Here is a 15991-nt window from a genome sequence, read left to right as displayed (position 1 = left end):
GCGGCACCACCCAGGACGAAGAGGTAGAGCGGAACCGGAAGGTCGTAGCGAGCCCCGAAGGCGTGGGCGAGGATCAGGGTGGGGGAGACCATGAGCAGGTAGTCGACACTACGGTACGCGGCGGGGCTGGCAGGACCCCAGCCGTGACCAACCCCGGCACCGACGAGCAACGCAGCGTCGACGACGGATCTCCCTAGTCAATGACGGAGCCGCCGCACCGCGAAGAGGAGTAGACCAATCACCACCAGGACCGCCGCCACGACGATGGCGGCGCGGACCCCGCCGCTCAGCCCGCCGGCGCCTCCGGGCAGCAGCACCAGGGTGAAGTCACCGAGCTGGTCGGAGTCGGCGCTGTGGAAGCCGGCGCCCGGGACCTGGGTCGGCAACTGAGACCAGCGGCCGGCGCTGAAGCGGTCCATGACCGTTTTGCCGCTGGCGCCGGTGCCGCGCAGGAACACGGTGACGTGCTTGCCCGGCAGGACGGCGACGGGAACGCCTCCCGGCAGCAGGACCGACATGCGATAGGAGTTGCCGTCGAGCCGGCCGTTCGGGATCGGCGCGGCCGGGGGAACGGGAGTGATCGTGATCGTCAGGTTCTGCACCGACGGCGGTATGGCGAAGGCAGTGGGATCGGCTTGCAGCTCGGCCTGAGGCGGCGACTCGTTGGTGTTGGCGATGAACGGCAGACCCTGGTTCGACGGCTTGACGTTCACTGAGGCCGAGGTCGGGGGCGCGGTGGTGGCCTGTCCGGGCGCGGGCTGCAGGTACCGGTAGGGCTCGGTCTGGAGCGGAAGCCCGTCGTAGATCGGCGGACCGGCGTCCCACCCCCGGGTGGTCCAGAAGACAACGAGCAACGTCGCCGCTACTACGAGCGCCCCCAGCCCGACCTTGACGCGGGTCACCAGAGCCACCAGCCGGCCAGGTCGGCGACCACGTGCGCCGTCGCCGGCGCCGTGACCCCGCCACTCACGACGCGCAGCCCACCGAGCCACAGACCGACGGCCAGGTCGAGCGGCAGCGCGTGCATCCCGTACAGCGGGACGTGCACGAGAGCGAAGACGATGGTCGTGACGACGAGCGCCGTCTTCACGCCCACGGCCTCGTCGACGGCGGCGAAGAGGGCGCCGCGCAGCAGCAGCTCCTCGCCGAGGGCAACGCCGGTCACGATCACGGCCCAGAGCGGAAACCCATCCGCCGCCTGCAGCGCCGGGTGCGGTCCGGCCAGCCGCAGCAGCACCGGCCCCGCCACGAGGCCCACGGCGCCCAGGACTCCCCAAGCCAGGCCGCTCAGCCGCAGGCGATCAGGGCGCCACCCCGCTGCGGCCGCAGCGCAAATCAACAGCACGGCGAACAGCGCCGCGCCGAGCTCCGACGCGGCGCCGGCTGCCCCGGCGACGACAAGGCGCAGCACGAGCGCCGCGCCCAGGACGACGAGCAGCGCGCCGGCGTTCGTGCGCCGGCGGGCGACAACGCTCTGCCCTTGGGCCAGCCTCCCGGGCTGGCTCACGCCGGCAGCGGCACCATGGCCGGCGCGCCCGTGGCGTAGGCGGGCGGCCAGACGACGACGCTGTGGCCCACGGCCTGCCACTGCCAGATGACGGCGGCGGCGAGAAGGTTCTGCCCCTCGCGAGATCGGTCATTGGCGAAATGGAGCCCGGCGCCGTTGGGTAGCTCGCCCTCGGCCAGCATCGTCTGCCGGGCGGCGGCGGCGATGTCGCGGGGACTGAACGTGTGGGCCTTGGGCAGGACGTAATGGAACAAGGCCCAGGCGGCGCTGAACCCGGCCAACGCCTCCTCGTCTGGCGTGGCGTCGCCGGTCTGGGCCTTCCAGGCGGCGGCGAAGCGCGCGTAGTCACGTGCCCCGATCGAGCCCAGGGCGCCTGGGTTGAAGCCGCCGCCCGGGCGGTCTGACGCGAACACCCCGACGGCCTGTGGACCGAGGTCGTCGCCGAAGTTGCTCATGCACTCGGCCATGCTGGAGCCGATCATGGCCCCCACCCGGACGTGCTCGGCCAGCATGGCCCGGCGGAAGCCCTCGCCGTCGGGGATATAGGAGGCCAGGACGAGCACGTCCGGGTGAGCCGCGGCCACCTGTGCCATCACCGAGGGCCAGTCGGGCTTGTAGGCGTCGTACGCCGTGCGGCCGACTACCTGGAGGCCGGACGACTGAGCCGTTGTGACGGCGGCGTCGGCCACCGACTGCCCGTAGGCGTCGTTCTCCCAGACGACCGCCACGCGCGTCTGCGACGGCGCCAGCCCGAGGCGCGGCACCAGCTGCGTGGCGGCGAAGCGGGCCGAGTTGGTGCCGAGGTTCGAGCCCGTCGCCCCCACTCGGAACACCCAGGGCGAGCCCTGCCCGGTGACGCGATCGGCGACGGCTCCCGCTTCCCAGTAGACGAGGCGAGAGTCCGAGGCCGCGACCGCAGCCGGGATCGACAGCTGCGACGAGTAGGCGCCGAGCACCAGCGGGACGCCGTCGTCGTGCAATGAAGCGACGGCCTTGGCGGCGCCCTCTCGTGTCTCGAGGTCTCGCACGTCCAGGGCGATGCGCTGACCCCTCACTCCGCCGTCCTGGTTGACGAGGTCGGCGGCGATCTTCACGCCCCGCCACTCCTCGGTCGCCGAGGGGGCCTGCGATCCGTGCAGCGGGAAGACGGCGCCGAGGCGCAGTGTCGGGGGGGATTGGCCGCACGCGGCCAGGCCCCAGGAGAGGCCGGCGAGGATCACGCTGACGGCAAGTGGGCGCCGGACGAGTCGCAGCACAGGCTTCTCATTTCGCCAAGTTCCGGGCAGGGACGAGGTAGGTTTACCCGAAGCGCCCGCATCGAACGCACGTTCGACTCCGGAGGCGGACCGCCCTAGGGTTGGCGTATGGGTTGGCGCAACCCTCCGATCCCCTGGTCCGAGCTCGAGCGCCGGTTGTCCGACGGCCGGCCGCCCAACCGCCCGGACCACGCCGACGGAGGCGACAGCCCGGCCTGGTCCCGCAAGCGCCAGCCCTACCACCCCCCGCAGCCGTCCCGGGAGGCCGGCCCCGGAAGTAGTGCCACCGGCGCGAAGCGGCGGCGGAGCGACGCCCCGATTCCCTACGCCGAGCTGCACTGCCACTCGAACTTCAGCTTCCTGGACGGAGCGTCGCACCCCGAGGAGCTGGTCGAGGAGGCCGACCGGCTCGGCCTGGAGGCGCTGGCCCTCACCGATCACGACGGCATGTACGGGGTGGTCCGCTTCGCCGAGGCCGCCGAGGCGCTCGGTGTGCCCGCCGTCTTCGGGACCGAGCTCACCCTCGACCTGGCTCGACCAGCACCGCAGACCGGGGGACGACCCAAGGGCCGCCGTCCTGGTCCCGCCGGCACCATGGGCCACCGCCAGGCCGCCGCCGATCCCGAGGGCCACCATCTCGTCGTGCTGGCCCGCGACCCCGAGGGGTACGCCCGGCTGTGCCGGGTCGTCAGCGAGGCCCACCTGGCCGGGGGGGAGAAGGGCCAGCCGATCGTGTCCCTGACCACCCTGGCCGAGGCCCACGGGGATCACTGGATGGTGCTCACCGGCTGTCGCAAAGGTGAGGTCCCGACGGCGCTGGTCCAATCGGGCCCCACGGCGGCGGGGCGGGCCCTGGGTCGGCTGGCAGACGCCTTTGGCCGCGGCAACCTGGCGGTGGAGCTGTGGGACCACGGCGACCCGCTGGACACCGCCCGCAACGACGCCCTGGCCAACCTGGCCCTGGCCCACGGCGTGGAGCTGATCGCCACCAACAATGTGCACTACGCCACCCCCGCCCGGCGGGGTCTGGCCACCGCCCTGGCTGCGGTGCGGGCCCGGCGATCGCTGGACGAGATCGAGGGATGGCTGCCGGCGGCAGCCGGCGCCCACCTGCGCTCGGGGAGGGAGCAGGCCCGGCGGTTCGCCCGCTATCCCGGCGTGGTGGAGCGGGCCGCCGAGCTGGGAAGGGAGTGCGCGTTCGACCTGCGGCTGGTCGCCCCCCGATTGCCCGACTTCCCGGTGCCGCCGGGTCATTCCGAGATGAGCTGGCTGGTCGAGCTGACCGAGCGGGGAGCGGCGCGTCGTTACGGTCCTCGGGGCGCCGAGCGGGTGCCGGGTGCCTACGCGCAGCTGGATCGCGAGCTGTCGGTCATCGAGGGGCTGGGTTTTCCCGGCTACTTCCTCGTGGTGTGGGACATCGTGGAGTTCTGCCGGCGGCGGGGCATCCTCTGTCAAGGGCGGGGGTCGGCTGCCAACTCGGCGGTCTGCTACGCCCTCGGCATCACCAACGCCGACGCCGTCTCGCTGGGCCTGCTGTTCGAGCGCTTCCTCTCCCCCGAACGCGACGGTCCTCCGGACATCGACATCGACATCGAGAGCGATCGGCGCGAGGAGGCCATCCAGCACGTGTACGAGCGCTACGGCCGCCACAACGCCGCCCAGGTCGCCAACGTCATCACCTACCGGGCCCGCTCGGCCGTGCGCGACATGGGCAAGGCCCTTGGCCACGCGTCCGGCCAGCTGGACGCCTGGTCCAAGCAGATCGAACGGTGGGGTCCACTCGAGGCCACGGCCGGCGCCGTGGGTCCGGACGGCCGGTCGGCCCACGACATCCCCGAGCCGGTCATGGGGCTGGCTGCTCAGGTGGAGAACTTCCCCCGCCACCTCGGCATCCACTCGGGCGGCATGGTCATCTGCGACCGGCCCGTGGTCGAGGTGTGCCCGGTGGAATGGGCGCGCATGGAAGGCCGCAGCGTCCTGCAGTGGGACAAGGACGACTGCGCCGCCGTCGGCCTGGTGAAGTTCGACCTGCTGGGTCTGGGGATGCTCAACGCCATCCACCGGGCCATCGACCTGGTCCGCGACCACCACGGGGTGGAGGTCGACCTGGCCGAGCTCCCCCAGGAGGACGCGGTCTACGACATGCTGTGCCGGGCCGACACCGTGGGTGTCTTCCAGGTCGAGAGTCGGGCCCAGATGGCCACCCTGCCCAGGCTCAAGCCCCGCCACTTCTACGACCTCGTGGTGGAGGTGGCCCTCATCAGGCCGGGTCCCATCCAGGGTGGATCGGTTCATCCCTATATCCGCCGGCGCAACGGGCTCGAGCCGGCGACCTACCTGCATCCGCTGCTCGAGCCGTCGTTGGAGAAGACCCTCGGGGTGCCCCTGTTCCAGGAGCAGCTCATGCAGATGGCCATCGACGTGGCCGGTTTCACCGGCGCCGAGTCGGACCAGCTGCGCCAGGCCATGGGCTCGAAGCGCTCCGGCGAGCGCATGGAACGGCTGCGGGCCCGACTCTACGAGGGGATGGCGGCGCGGGGCATCACCGGAGACGTCGCCGACGCCATCTACGAGAAGCTGGCCGCCTTCGCCAACTTCGGCTTCCCCGAGAGCCACTCGGTGTCCTTCGCCTACCTGGTCTATGCCAGCGCGTGGATCAAGCACCACTTTCCGGCAGCCTTTTGTGCCGCCTTGCTCAATGCCCAGCCCATGGGCTTCTGGTCGCCCAAGACGTTGGTGGCCGACGCCCGCCGCCACGGCGTGGAGGTGCGGCGGGCCGATGTCAACGCCAGCCCGGCCCAGGCCACGTTGGAGCCGGCCCGGGAGGCGGGCTTGGGGACGGAGCGGCTTGCTGTCGAGCCGGATCGACCGGCCGTGCGGCTCGGTCTCGAGTACGTGCGCACCATCGGGCTGGAGATGGCGGAGCGCATCGCCGCCGGCCGGCCCTATGCCGACATGGAGGACCTGGTGCGGCGCACGGGCGTGTCCCGGGCGCAGCTGGAGGCGTTGGCGACTGCGGGTGCCCTCCCCGATCGAACGCGCCGGGAGGGGCTGTGGGCCGCGGGGGCCGTGTCTCAGGCCACCCCCGATCGCCTTGATGGGGTGGTGGTCGGAGCCCGGGCTCCCGCCCTGCCCGACATGACGACGGCGGAGGAGATGGCCGCCGACCTGTGGGCCACGGGGATGTCACCCACCGGCGATCCCATCGAGCTCGTCCGCGACCAGCTCGACGCGTGGGGCGCGACGACGGCAGCGGGGCTCGCCCGTGCCGAGCCCGACAGCCGGGTCCTGGTCGGCGGCGTGGTCACCCACCGCCAACGCCCGGCGACGGCCGGGGGCACGACCTTCTTGAACCTGGAGGACGAGACCGGTCTCATCAACGTCGTCTGCTCGAAAGGCGCCTGGAGCCGTTACCGCCAGGCGGCCCGGTCGGCGCCCGCCCTGCTCGTCCGTGGCCGCCTGGAGCGTGTCGAAGGGGTCGTCAACGTGGTCGCCGACCGCATCTCCCCTCTGTCGCTCATCGTCGGCTCGTCGACCCCGTCACGGGATTTTCGTTGACGGCGGGCGACGGCGCCCCGGGCCCCGGTGGCATAGTGCGAGACGCCACGGGGTAGTTATCCGGCGTTCACCATACGGACCGCGTCCTCCAGGGGCAGCGGGAGACAAGTGAGTGGCGAGATGGGACAGGCCGACGACGGCCGGACCTGTGATCGCAACTCGATCGAAAAACAAGGATCCGCGGTGTCTGGGGGAAGAGCACGGCGGTGCTCAACAAGGGGGTTGAGATGAACGCATCTCCCGCGCCAGCTCGCCGAGCACGGCGGTGGCGGCTCGGCGGGGCAGTGGCCGGACTAGCCCTCGTGGCCGCTGCCTGCGGCAGTGGAAGCTCCAGCGGCGCGCAGAGCCCGGCGAACGCGAACCAGACCGTGGTGTTCGCCTCTGCGGGATTGGGGACCGAAGGACAGGCCACACAGGCCGCCGCCAACGACTTCCAGAAGCTCCACCCCAACATCCACATCCAGCTCCTGGCCCTGTCTTCCAATTCGACGCAGTTCCTACAGCAGATCCAGCAGCGCTTCATCGCCGGGTCGAGCACCCCTGACGTGATCGAGTCCGACGTCACCTACCCGGCTACCTTCGCCAAGGCGGGTTGGATCGCCCCTCTCGACAAGTACGGGACGGACCTGTCCGCCTTCTTTCCCGGCCAGGTCAAGGCGGGCCAGTACCAGGGCAAGACCTACGCCATCCCCTGGTTCATCAATCCCGAGGGCCTCTTCTACCGCACCGATCTGATACCGACGCCCCCGACCACGCCCGCCCAGCTCGTTCAGATGGCTCAGGCGGCCACACAGAGAGACCCCTCGCTCAAGGAGGGACTGGCCTTCCCGGCCGACAAGTTCGAAGGCGCGATCACCGCATACATGGTGTTCCAGGGCGGCTTCGGCGGCCAGCTCAACCCCAGCAACCTCAACACCCCGCAGAACCAGCAGGCCCTGCAGTTCGAGCACGACACGATCTACTCCAGCAAGATCGCCCCTCAGGCGGTGACGGGCTGGCAGGAGGGCGAAGTCCAGCAGGCCTTCACCTCGGGGCAGACGCCCTTCGCCATCAACTACCCGTTCGTCTTCGGGGCCGCCGCCAAGGCCGGCTCAGCAGTACCGGTCAGCAAGATCGGCTTCACGGCCTTCCCCTCCTCGACGGGGACCCAGCAGGCGGCACTCGGCGGCGAGATGCTGGCCCTCAACGCCAAGAGCTCGCACCAGGCGGCGGCGTGGCAGTTCATCCAGTACCTCGAGAGCCCCCAGGTCCAGCAACAGCGGGCCATCTCGACTGGTGACCCACCCGCCCTGCAGGCCTCGTACAACCAGGCCCTGTTCAGCCAGGCGCCGTACTTCCAGCAGGTCCAGACGCTCGCGAAGGTGGTCGTCCCCCGCCCCGTCACGCCCAACTACCCGCAGATCTCCACCAACCTCCAGACGATGATCTCCTCCGTGGTGTCGAACCTGACCTCGCCCAGCAGCGCCTTGTCCACGGCAGCAGGCCAGGTCAAGCCGCTGGCCTGACGATCCGTCGATGACGCTCGACTCATGACGACAACCGCAGCGCCATCACTGGGAAAACGGCTCAGGCTGACGTGGGCCCCCGGGGGCGGATCGGATCGAGCCAGGGCCGACAGGCGGCTCGGGTATCTCCTCGTGGCCCCCGCGGTGCTGTCGCTGCTGGCGGTGACCGGATACCCCCTCGTCTACAACCTCTGGAACTCCTTCCACCATGAGAACCTGACCAACGCGGCTCAGGCCCACTCCTTCAGTGGGCTGAGCAATTACAGCAAGCTGTTCTCCTCATCGTCGGACTTCCTGGGCTCGCTGACGCGGACCGTCGGGTTCATGGTGGTGTCGGTCGCGTTCGAGACAGTCGTCGCAATCGGCCTCGCCCTCGTGCTGCACAAAGCGTTCCGGGGCCGGGGACTGGTGCGGGCGGCGGTCCTGATTCCGTGGGCGGTCCCGACCGTGGTGTCGGCCCTGCTGTGGAAGACGATGTTCGATCAACGCAACGGCTTCGTCGACTACCTGCTCGGCATCTTCCATCTCCCGGGCGCCCACACGACGTGGCTGGCGGGCGAGTGGACGTCGTGGGCGGCGATCCTGGTGGCTGACGCCTGGAAGAACGTGCCGTTCATGGCCATCATCCTGCTGGCCGGACTCCAGGTGATCCCCGAGGACATCTACGAGGCGGCCCGGATCGACGGAGCCAGCGCCTGGCAGTCCTTCCGAAGGCTCACACTGCCTCTCCTGAAGCCTGCCCTGGTGGTGGCCCTTGTCTTCCGCGCCATCCAGGCGTTTCTGATCTTCGACGTGATCTTCATCATGACCGGCGGTGGACCCGGCAACACGACCGAGACTCTCTCGTACCTCAACTATCACGCGTTCCTGGTCGATACCGACTTCGGTTTCGGCGGCGCCATCTCGATCAGCCTGGTGGTGCTCTCGCTCGTGATCGCCGGCATCCTCACGCGCCTGGTCCGGCCGAGCACATGAGGAGGGAGCGGGCGCGCCATGGCTGAGACAGAAGTCCTCGAGCGCCCCGAACCGGGTCCTCCCGAATCGGCGGAGGGGCCCCTCCGCCACCGACGACGACGGCGGCCGAGCTTGGTCCAGGTCGGGTTCTGGCTCGCGGTGCTCATCGTGCTGGCCGTGTCGCTCTTCCCGTTCTACTGGATCGTACGGACCTCGCTCGAGACGTCGGCCGAGTTCTCGAGCGGGACCACCAGCCTGCTGCCGTCCCACCTGACCTTCTCCAACTACACCCAGGCCTTCACGCAGGCGGACTTCGCCCGCCCGCTGCTGAACAGCGCCATCGTGGCCCTCGCCACCACGGCGGTCTCGGTCGTCTTCGGGTCGCTGGCCGGCTACGCCCTCGCCCGGCTGCGCATCCCCAGCGGTCCCATCCTCGCCTTCATCCTCGCCGCCGCGTTCTTCCCCGTCCTGGCCATGGTCGGTCCGCTCTTCCTCCTGTACCGCCATCTCGGCTTTCTCGACTCGATCTATCCGCTCATCCTCACCTACCTCGTGTACACGCTCCCCATCGCCACCTGGCTGCTGAAGAACTTCTTCGCCCAGATCCCGCCCGACCTCGAGGAGGCCGCCCTCGTCGACGGGGCCACCCGGCTCAAGGCCCTCTGGAGGGTCGTCGTGCCCGTCGCCGTCCCCGGGGTGTTCACCGCCGCCATCCTGTCGTTCATCCTCGCCTGGAACGACTTCGCATTTGCTTTGTCCTTTCTGCAGACGCCGAGCAAGTTCACCGCCCCGCTGGCCATCGTGAACCTGGGCCAGACCCAGAACGCATTCCAGGTCATGTACAACAGAATCGACGCAGCGGTGGTCATCGTCACCGTTCCCATCGCTCTCCTCGTGCTGTTCGCCCAACGACGAATCGTCTCGGGCCTGACGGCAGGAGCGCTCAGGTGAGCCCGCGACAGCCCGTGTCAGCCAGGAGGTCCGCGACATGAGCGTGGTGCAGTTGGATCGCGTGTCGAAGGTGTACCCGAATGGCACACACGCCGTCTCCGATCTCAGTCTCTCGATCGAGGACGGCGAGTTCATGGTCCTGGTCGGTCCGTCCGGATGCGGCAAGACCACGGCTCTACGGATGGTCGCCGGCTTGGAGGAGGTCACCTCGGGCGCCATCCGGATCGGGGACAGGACCGTCACCGAGCTGGCTCCGAAGGACCGTGACATCGCCATGGTCTTTCAGAACTATGCCCTCTACCCGCACATGACGGTGGGCGCGAATATCGGGTTCCCCCTACAGCTCCACCATGTGCCGAAGGAAGAGATCCACCGGCGGGTGAGCGAGGCTGGGAAGCTCCTGGGCCTGGAGCAGCTGCTCGACCGCAAGCCGAGCCAGTTGTCGGGTGGGCAGCGGCAGCGGGTCGCCATGGGCCGCGCCATCGTGCGCGAACCGAGCGTGTTCCTCATGGACGAGCCGCTCTCGAACCTCGACGCCAAGCTCAGGGTGCAGATGCGGGCCGAGGTGGCCCGGCTGCAGCGCAGGGTGGGCGTCACGACCTGCTATGTCACACACGACCAGACCGAGGCAATGACGATGGGCGACCGGGTGGCGGTCATGCGGGCCGGCCTCCTCGAGCAGGTCGACAGCCCTCAGGCCCTCTACGACGATCCGGACAGCCTCTTCGTCGGCGCCTTCATCGGATCGCCCTCGATGAACCTCTACGAAGGGAGCCTCGTCACGTCGGGAGACGGTCAGGCCTCGATCGACCTCGGTGGTCAGGTCCTGGACCTGCCCGCCACGGCCCTGCCGGAGCGTCCGGGCTTGCGGGCCTACAAGGACCGGCGCGTCGTCGTGGGCATTCGCCCCGAGGACCTGAGTGAGGAGGATGGAGCGTCAGGGTCGGAGGGTGATCGCCTGAAGGCCGACGTGCTGCTGGTCGAGTCGCTCGGTAGCGAATCACTCGTCCACTTCGACCTCGGCCTTCCAATCTTCGAGGTCGAGGGGACGAGGTCGGCGGTCGAGGACGCGAGCGACATCGCCCCACACCTCGCGGGCGTCGGTGGCACGGCACGCTTTGGGCCCCGCACCGCTGTGGAGGTCGGGACGACGATCTCGATGCGGGTCGCGAGCGAACGCCTTCATTTCTTTGACCCAACTGACGGACGAGCTATTCGTCGCTGAGGTGACCGGCCCGCACAGATCGGGAGCAGCGAAGACGCAGCTGCTTGGCTACAGGTTGGGTGGCGGGGCGGGCTGGGCGCCGTTGAAGGTCCCGATCGGCCCGTTGTCGGTTGCCGTGTAGCGGGGGCCGCTCAAGGTCAGCTGGCCCCCGTGGATGCTGCCCATCTGCACTCCCGTGTAGCCCGATGCGGAGGAGTAGTTGAGCGGGACGAGGCCGGGGCCGGCCAGGTTGGCGGTCTTCAGGGCGCTGATGACGCTCTGGCGGGTCGGGTTGGTGCCGGCCTGCTGCATGAGCTTCACGAATGTGTACGCCACCCCCATCCCGAAGAGCGTGTTGCCGTCGAAGGGCAGGTTGGGGACGTACTGGTCGTGGATCCGCTTGAAGGTCTGGACCCAGGGGTTGGACGTGTCCGATGTCGAGGGCAGGTACGAGCTCGTGACGAGCCCCTCGAGCATCGACGAGCCCTTCAGCAGCCCGCTCAGCGTGGTCGGGTCGGCGCTCACGCTCGATGTCACCCACTGCGGGTGGTACCCGATCTTCGCCGCCGCCGCGAGGGTGAGGGCGGTGAAGGGAGGAACGGTGTAGAGCACGGCCACCTCGGCACCGGAAGACTGGAGGGCGGCCACCTGGGGTCCGACGTCGAGGTTGGTCGGCACGTAGTTCTGGCGGCTCACGACCGACGACTTGGGGATCTGCTGATCGAGGCCCTGGACCCCGCCCTGGCCGAAGTCATCGTTCTGGTAGAGGTAGCCGACCTTCTTCCCGGCGAAGTTGTTCTTGATGTACTGGCCGGTGATCTTGCCCTCGACGGTGTAGTCGGTCTGGTAACCGGAGGTGTAGGGGAACTTGCTCGGGTTGTTCCAGCAGTCGCAACCCGAGGCCACGAACAGGTCGGGCACCCGTTCGGTGTTGAGGAACTGCTGCACGGCGAGGTGGGTCGGCGTGCCCAGCCCGTTGAAGATGCCGAAGACGTTGTCCTGGAGGACGAGACTGCGCACGACCGTGGCGGTCTGGGTCGGGTTGTAGGCGTCGTCCTGGTAGGTGTACGTGATCTTGCGGCCGTTCACGCCGCCGTGGGCGTTCACGTCGTCGAACAGCGCCTTCGAGGACGGCGCGATCTCGTCGTAGCCGGGGGCGGCCACCCCGGTGAGGGGCTGGTGGCTGCCGATGGTGATGTTGGTGGCGGTGATCCCCGTGGCCGAGGCGGTGTTGGCGCCGCCGCCACCCGAGGAGGACGTAGAGGAGTTCGATGACCCGCCCCCGCAGGCCGCGGCGACGAGGGCGATGACACACGCCACCACCACTGGTGCCATCGCTCGCCTGAACCCGACTCGAACACGACCCTGACCGGTCTGGCTCATGGCCCCTTCTTTCACCAGCGAGACCCGTCGGCGCTGCGCACCGGCAAGTGGCAGTTTGTCACTGGCACCTGATCGTAATATCACCGTTACTGTCTCGTTACTAACCTCACCAGCCGGCGAACTCCCCCCTGGATCCCGTCGGGGAAGACCAGCATCACCGCGATCAGCAGCACCCCGTAGGCGAGCAGGGCCCCGTTGGCGCCTGCCGCAGCCGAGACGTGGAAGTGCTTGGCCAGGTCGGTGGCCTCCTGGTTCAGGTACACGAGCAGGATGCCGCCCCACACGGCGCCCACGAGGCTCCCGATCCCGCCCACGACGATGCCCGTCACCAGGGCGATCGACAGCGTCAGCGGGAATCCGGCGGGCGCGACGAGCTGCACGTTGAAGGCGAAGAAGGCTCCGGCCACCCCGGCGCAGGCGGCGCTGACGACGAAGGCGAGCACCTGGGTCCGGGCGACGTGCACCCCCGCCAGGGACGCAGCGATCTCGTCGTCCCGCACCGCCCGGAATGAACGTCCGACCCGGCTCCGCAGAAGATTGGCGAGCAGCACGAGCACGATCAGGGCCGCCAACAGGGCGAGCCAGGCGACCCAGCGCTCCGGTGGGAAGGCCAGGCCGAGCGAGGTCGGAGGGGCCAGGGGATTCACGGTGATGCCCTGCTCGCCACCGAATATCGACGACCACTTGATGGCCACCGACGGGAGCGCGACGGCCAGGGCCAGCGTGGCGCCCGCCAGGTAGGGACCTCGCAGGCGGGCTGCGGCGATCCCGACGATGGCGCCGGCGACCGCCGTCACGCCCATGGCGGCGAGGATCACGACGATGATGGGCAGGGAGGTGTGCTCGAGGATCAGCCCGGTGCTGTAGGCGCCGATGGCGATGAAGGCACCGTGGCCGAGCGAGAGCTGGCCGTTGTGCCCCGTCAGCACGGTGAGCCCCGCCAGGGCGATGGCGTAGGCGGCCACGTTGCTGAGCTGGAGGTCGGTGAAGGCGCCGACGTTGTCGCTGAGCCAGAACAGCAACAGGCCCACGACGACGGCGAGCAGGAGGTGGCGGAGAAGCGTCTGACGCGGCAGCCGCAGCCAGTCGGGTGGCCGTCGGTTCACCGGCGTCGGGGCGGCGGCGCGGCGGTCCGTGGGTGTCGTCATGGCTCACACCCTCCTCGGGTTGACGCGGGTGAACAGGCCGCCGGGCCGGACCATCAGGACGACGATCAGGATCACGAAGGCGCCGATCGACTCGGTGTCGGAGCCCAGGTAGCCGCCGACGTAGCTCAGCGAGAGCCCGATGACGAGCCCACCCACCAGGGCGCCGACGGGGCTGTCGAGGCCGCCCAGGATGGCGGCCGTGAACCCGAAGACGAGGACGGCGTCCATGTTGTTGGGATAGAGGAACAGCTTGGGCGCCACCAGGAGGCCGGCCAGCGAGCCGGCCAGGGCCGCCAGGGCCCAGCCCAGGGTGAGCACCCGTCCGACGCGCACCCCGAGGAGTCGGGCCACCTCGGGCTCGAAGGCGGCCGCCCGCATGCGCAGTCCCACCGCCGTTCGATGGAAGAGCACGAGCAAGCCGACCATGACGACGACCACGGCAGCGATGGTGAAGATGTCGAACGGCGACAGCGCGATCTGGCTTCGTCCCACCTTGAGCCCGACGATAGAGAACGGAGCCGGGAACGACCGGAACCGTCCGCCCCAGATCAACCCCGCACCCGCCTCCAAGGCGACGAGCAGGCCCAGGGTGACGATGATGTGGACGAGGGGCGACTTGTTCTCCACGGGACGGATGAGCGTCCTCTCCACCAGGGCCCCGAGCACCAGCCCGGCGACGAGCGCCACCGTGAAGGCGAACCAGTAGGAGACGTGCCGGTCGACGAGGCTGACGGCCACGTAGGTCGTCACCATGGCCATCGCCCCCTGGGCGAAGTTGACGATCCGGGTGGCCCGCCAGATCAGCACCAGGGCCATGGCGACGGCGGCGTAGATCATGCCGTTCGTGATCCCGTCGAGGGTGAAGGACACGAAACGGTGCATGTCAGCCTCCAGTCACTGGCGCGGGTCGGTCGTCTTCTTTATCCCCCCTCAGAAGCCGAGGTAGTGATGACGGAGCTCGGCGTTCCCGGCGACGGCGCTGGCCTGGTCGAGGAGCACGACTCGGCCGAGGGACAGCACCACGGCCTGGTCGGCGATCGACAGGGCGCTGCGGGCGTTCTGCTCGACGAGCAGGATGGTCATCTCGGTCCCCTGGGTCAGCTGGCGGAGGCGGCCCATGATCTGGGCGGTCACCAGCGGCGCCAGCCCCAGTGACGGCTCGTCCAGGAGGAGTGCCCGCGGTCTGGCCATGAGGGCCCGGCCGAGGGCCAGCATCTGGCGCTCGCCGCCCGAGAGTGTGAACGCCGATTGACTCCGGCGCCCCGCCAGCGGCGGGAAGAGCTCGTAGACCTCGTCGAGGGCGCGGTACCGGTCACCCCGGTCGCGTCTCCACAGGGATCCGAGTCGCAGGTTCTCCTCGACGGTCAGCTCCTGGATCACGCCCCTTCCCTCGGGGACGTGGGCGATGCCGAGGCGCACGATGTCCTCGACGCTCATGCGGGTGAGGTCGCGGCCCCCGTAGGTCACCGACCCTTCTTTCGGGCGTACCAGGCCGCTGATGGTGCGGAGCAGCGTCGTCTTTCCCGCCCCGTTGGCCCCCAGGACGGCGGTGATGGTGCCGTCTGCGACGTCGAACGACACTTTGTCGAGGGCCAGGACGGGGCCGTAGGCCGTCGACAGATCGCGGATCTCAAGCATGCTCGTCGGACCTGGTGGCGGTGTCGGACGCGCTGTCGTCGCTGATCTCCTCGCCGAGGTAGGCCTCGGTGACGGCCGGGTCGGATCGGATCCGCTCGGGGCTGCCCGTGGCGATGACCCGGCCGAAGTCGAGCACCACGATGCGGTCGCACACCGACATGACGAGATCCATGTGGTGCTCGACGAGGAGAACGCCCATGCGTTGGCCGAGAGCCCGCAGACGATCGCCCAATGTCTTCATCTCGGCATCGGAGAGGCCGCTCGCCGGCTCGTCGAGCAACAGCAGTGTGGGCTCGGTCATCAGGGCTCGCGCCAGTGCCACCCGTTTCTGGACGGCATAGGCGAGCGCACCCGGATACCGGTCTGCTGTCTCAGCGATCCCGAGCTCGTCCAAGAGCTCCATCGCCCTAGCGCGGACGGCGCGGTCGCGGTGATCCGAAGGCGGGAGTCCGAGCAGGGAAGAGGCGAAGCCCCCCCACCGTCCCCCCGAGCTCCCGACCATGACGTTCTCGATGACGCTCAACCCCTGCCAGAGGCCGACGCTCTGAAGGGTCCGGGCGATGCCGAGGGTGCGCAGTCGGGACGGGCGGGGGCGGATCCGCTGGCCGCGATACTCGAGGTGTCCGTGGCTCGGTCGCACAAAGCCGCAAATCACGTTGAAAAGGGTCGTCTTGCCCGCCCCGTTGGGGCCGATGACCCCGACGACCTCGCCCGTCTCAACTTCGAGAGACACGGCGTCCAGGGCGGTGAGGCCGCCGAACTGGACGGTCACCTCCAGTACGGACAGGCCGACTCCAGAGGCCATCGGGCGATTCTCTCACGCCGCGGGAGAGGCCCTGACCAGGTGGCTAGGGGGAGGCGGGGGATGACACGCGTCGGATTTTATC

At 69.4% G+C, this 15991-nt stretch carries 13 protein-coding genes; 5 read left to right on the top strand and 8 right to left on the bottom strand.

The genetic code is table 11. The features are described 5' to 3' along the window. Positions 1–197: 197 nt before the first annotated feature. From VGF64_01325 to VGF64_01315, 3 genes are read right to left on the bottom strand one after another with little or no spacing between them, the layout of a single operon-like run. Positions 198–902 (bottom strand): hypothetical protein, encoded by a 705-nt coding sequence (locus VGF64_01325; protein ID HEY1633371.1) that lies wholly within the window; start codon positions 900–902, stop codon positions 198–200. Then, positions 899–1507: a CPBP family intramembrane glutamic endopeptidase gene (locus VGF64_01320; protein ID HEY1633370.1), complete on the bottom strand. Its 609-nt coding sequence runs from the start codon at positions 1505–1507 to the stop codon at positions 899–901. The genes VGF64_01325 and VGF64_01320 overlap by 4 nt, the downstream gene beginning before the upstream one ends. Then, positions 1504–2763 carry an ABC transporter substrate-binding protein gene (locus VGF64_01315; protein ID HEY1633369.1) on the bottom strand — a complete coding sequence of 420 codons (1260 nt, stop codon included), beginning with the start codon at positions 2761–2763 and terminating at the stop codon, positions 1504–1506. Before VGF64_01315 ends, VGF64_01320 begins: the two co-directional genes overlap by 4 nt. A gap of 108 nt (positions 2764–2871) precedes the next feature. Between VGF64_01315 and VGF64_01310 the strand changes: the two genes are divergently transcribed. The 5 genes from VGF64_01310 to ugpC all read left to right on the top strand — a co-directional run bounded on the left by VGF64_01310 (position 2872) and on the right by ugpC (position 10956). Then, positions 2872–6321 (top strand): error-prone DNA polymerase, encoded by a 3450-nt coding sequence (locus VGF64_01310; protein ID HEY1633368.1) that lies wholly within the window; start codon positions 2872–2874, stop codon positions 6319–6321. A 227-nt stretch (positions 6322–6548) separates the two neighbouring features. Then, on the top strand, positions 6549–7826 hold the full coding sequence (locus VGF64_01305; GenBank protein HEY1633367.1) for an extracellular solute-binding protein: 1278 nt from the start codon (positions 6549–6551) through the stop codon (positions 7824–7826). Between the two features lie 24 nt (positions 7827–7850). After that, positions 7851–8801, top strand: coding sequence for a sugar ABC transporter permease (locus tag VGF64_01300; GenBank protein ID HEY1633366.1), 951 nt, complete (start codon positions 7851–7853; stop codon positions 8799–8801). A gap of 18 nt (positions 8802–8819) precedes the next feature. Beyond that, positions 8820–9731: a carbohydrate ABC transporter permease gene (locus VGF64_01295; GenBank protein ID HEY1633365.1), complete on the top strand. Its 912-nt coding sequence runs from the start codon at positions 8820–8822 to the stop codon at positions 9729–9731. Between the two features lie 37 nt (positions 9732–9768). Beyond that, the gene (gene ugpC, locus VGF64_01290; protein ID HEY1633364.1) at positions 9769–10956 is read left to right on the top strand and encodes a sn-glycerol-3-phosphate ABC transporter ATP-binding protein UgpC; all 1188 of its coding nucleotides are present in this window, start codon (positions 9769–9771) and stop codon (positions 10954–10956) included. Between the two features lie 48 nt (positions 10957–11004). Here ugpC and VGF64_01285 read toward each other — a convergent pair whose 3' ends face one another. The 5 genes from VGF64_01285 to VGF64_01265 form a co-directional block, all read right to left on the bottom strand. After that, complete coding sequence (locus VGF64_01285) at positions 11005–12318, bottom strand: ABC transporter substrate-binding protein (protein HEY1633363.1); 1314 nt, start codon at positions 12316–12318, stop codon at positions 11005–11007. Between the two features lie 86 nt (positions 12319–12404). Then, a complete protein-coding gene (locus VGF64_01280; GenBank protein ID HEY1633362.1) occupies positions 12405–13466 on the bottom strand; it encodes a branched-chain amino acid ABC transporter permease in 1062 nt (353 codons plus the stop codon). A 3-nt stretch (positions 13467–13469) separates the two neighbouring features. Then, on the bottom strand, positions 13470–14348 hold the full coding sequence (locus VGF64_01275; GenBank protein HEY1633361.1) for a branched-chain amino acid ABC transporter permease: 879 nt from the start codon (positions 14346–14348) through the stop codon (positions 13470–13472). A 48-nt stretch (positions 14349–14396) separates the two neighbouring features. Further along, a complete protein-coding gene (locus VGF64_01270; GenBank protein ID HEY1633360.1) occupies positions 14397–15104 on the bottom strand; it encodes an ABC transporter ATP-binding protein in 708 nt (235 codons plus the stop codon). After that, positions 15097–15909 (bottom strand): ABC transporter ATP-binding protein, encoded by an 813-nt coding sequence (locus VGF64_01265; GenBank protein HEY1633359.1) that lies wholly within the window; start codon positions 15907–15909, stop codon positions 15097–15099. The genes VGF64_01270 and VGF64_01265 overlap by 8 nt, the downstream gene beginning before the upstream one ends. Positions 15910–15991: the final 82 nt, after the last annotated feature.

It is taken from the genome of Acidimicrobiales bacterium, from assembly GCA_036491125.1.
In the GTDB taxonomy this organism is placed as follows: Bacteria; Actinomycetota; Acidimicrobiia; order Acidimicrobiales; family AC-9; genus AC-9.
Note: the sequence above shows the minus strand (reverse complement) of the source record. Positions and strands in the feature narration are given on the sequence as shown.

What these genes read in the sequence shown, in the direction of transcription:
- VGF64_01305 (HEY1633367.1), top strand. Translation starts at nt 6,549, where the DNA reads ATGAACGCATCTCCCGCGCCAGCTCGCCGAGCACGGCGGTGGCGGCTC.
- VGF64_01295 (HEY1633365.1), top strand. Translation starts at nt 8,820, where the DNA reads ATGGCTGAGACAGAAGTCCTCGAGCGCCCCGAACCGGGTCCTCCCGAA.
- VGF64_01280 (HEY1633362.1), bottom strand. Translation starts at nt 13,466, where the DNA reads ATGACGACACCCACGGACCGCCGCGCCGCCGCCCCGACGCCGGTGAAC.
- VGF64_01310 (HEY1633368.1), top strand. Translation starts at nt 2,872, where the DNA reads ATGGGTTGGCGCAACCCTCCGATCCCCTGGTCCGAGCTCGAGCGCCGG.
- VGF64_01265 (HEY1633359.1), bottom strand. Translation starts at nt 15,909, where the DNA reads ATGGCCTCTGGAGTCGGCCTGTCCGTACTGGAGGTGACCGTCCAGTTC.
- VGF64_01275 (HEY1633361.1), bottom strand. Translation starts at nt 14,348, where the DNA reads ATGCACCGTTTCGTGTCCTTCACCCTCGACGGGATCACGAACGGCATG.
- VGF64_01285 (HEY1633363.1), bottom strand. Translation starts at nt 12,318, where the DNA reads ATGAGCCAGACCGGTCAGGGTCGTGTTCGAGTCGGGTTCAGGCGAGCG.
- VGF64_01300 (HEY1633366.1), top strand. Translation starts at nt 7,851, where the DNA reads ATGACGACAACCGCAGCGCCATCACTGGGAAAACGGCTCAGGCTGACG.
- ugpC (HEY1633364.1), top strand. Translation starts at nt 9,769, where the DNA reads ATGAGCGTGGTGCAGTTGGATCGCGTGTCGAAGGTGTACCCGAATGGC.
- VGF64_01270 (HEY1633360.1), bottom strand. Translation starts at nt 15,104, where the DNA reads ATGCTTGAGATCCGCGATCTGTCGACGGCCTACGGCCCCGTCCTGGCC.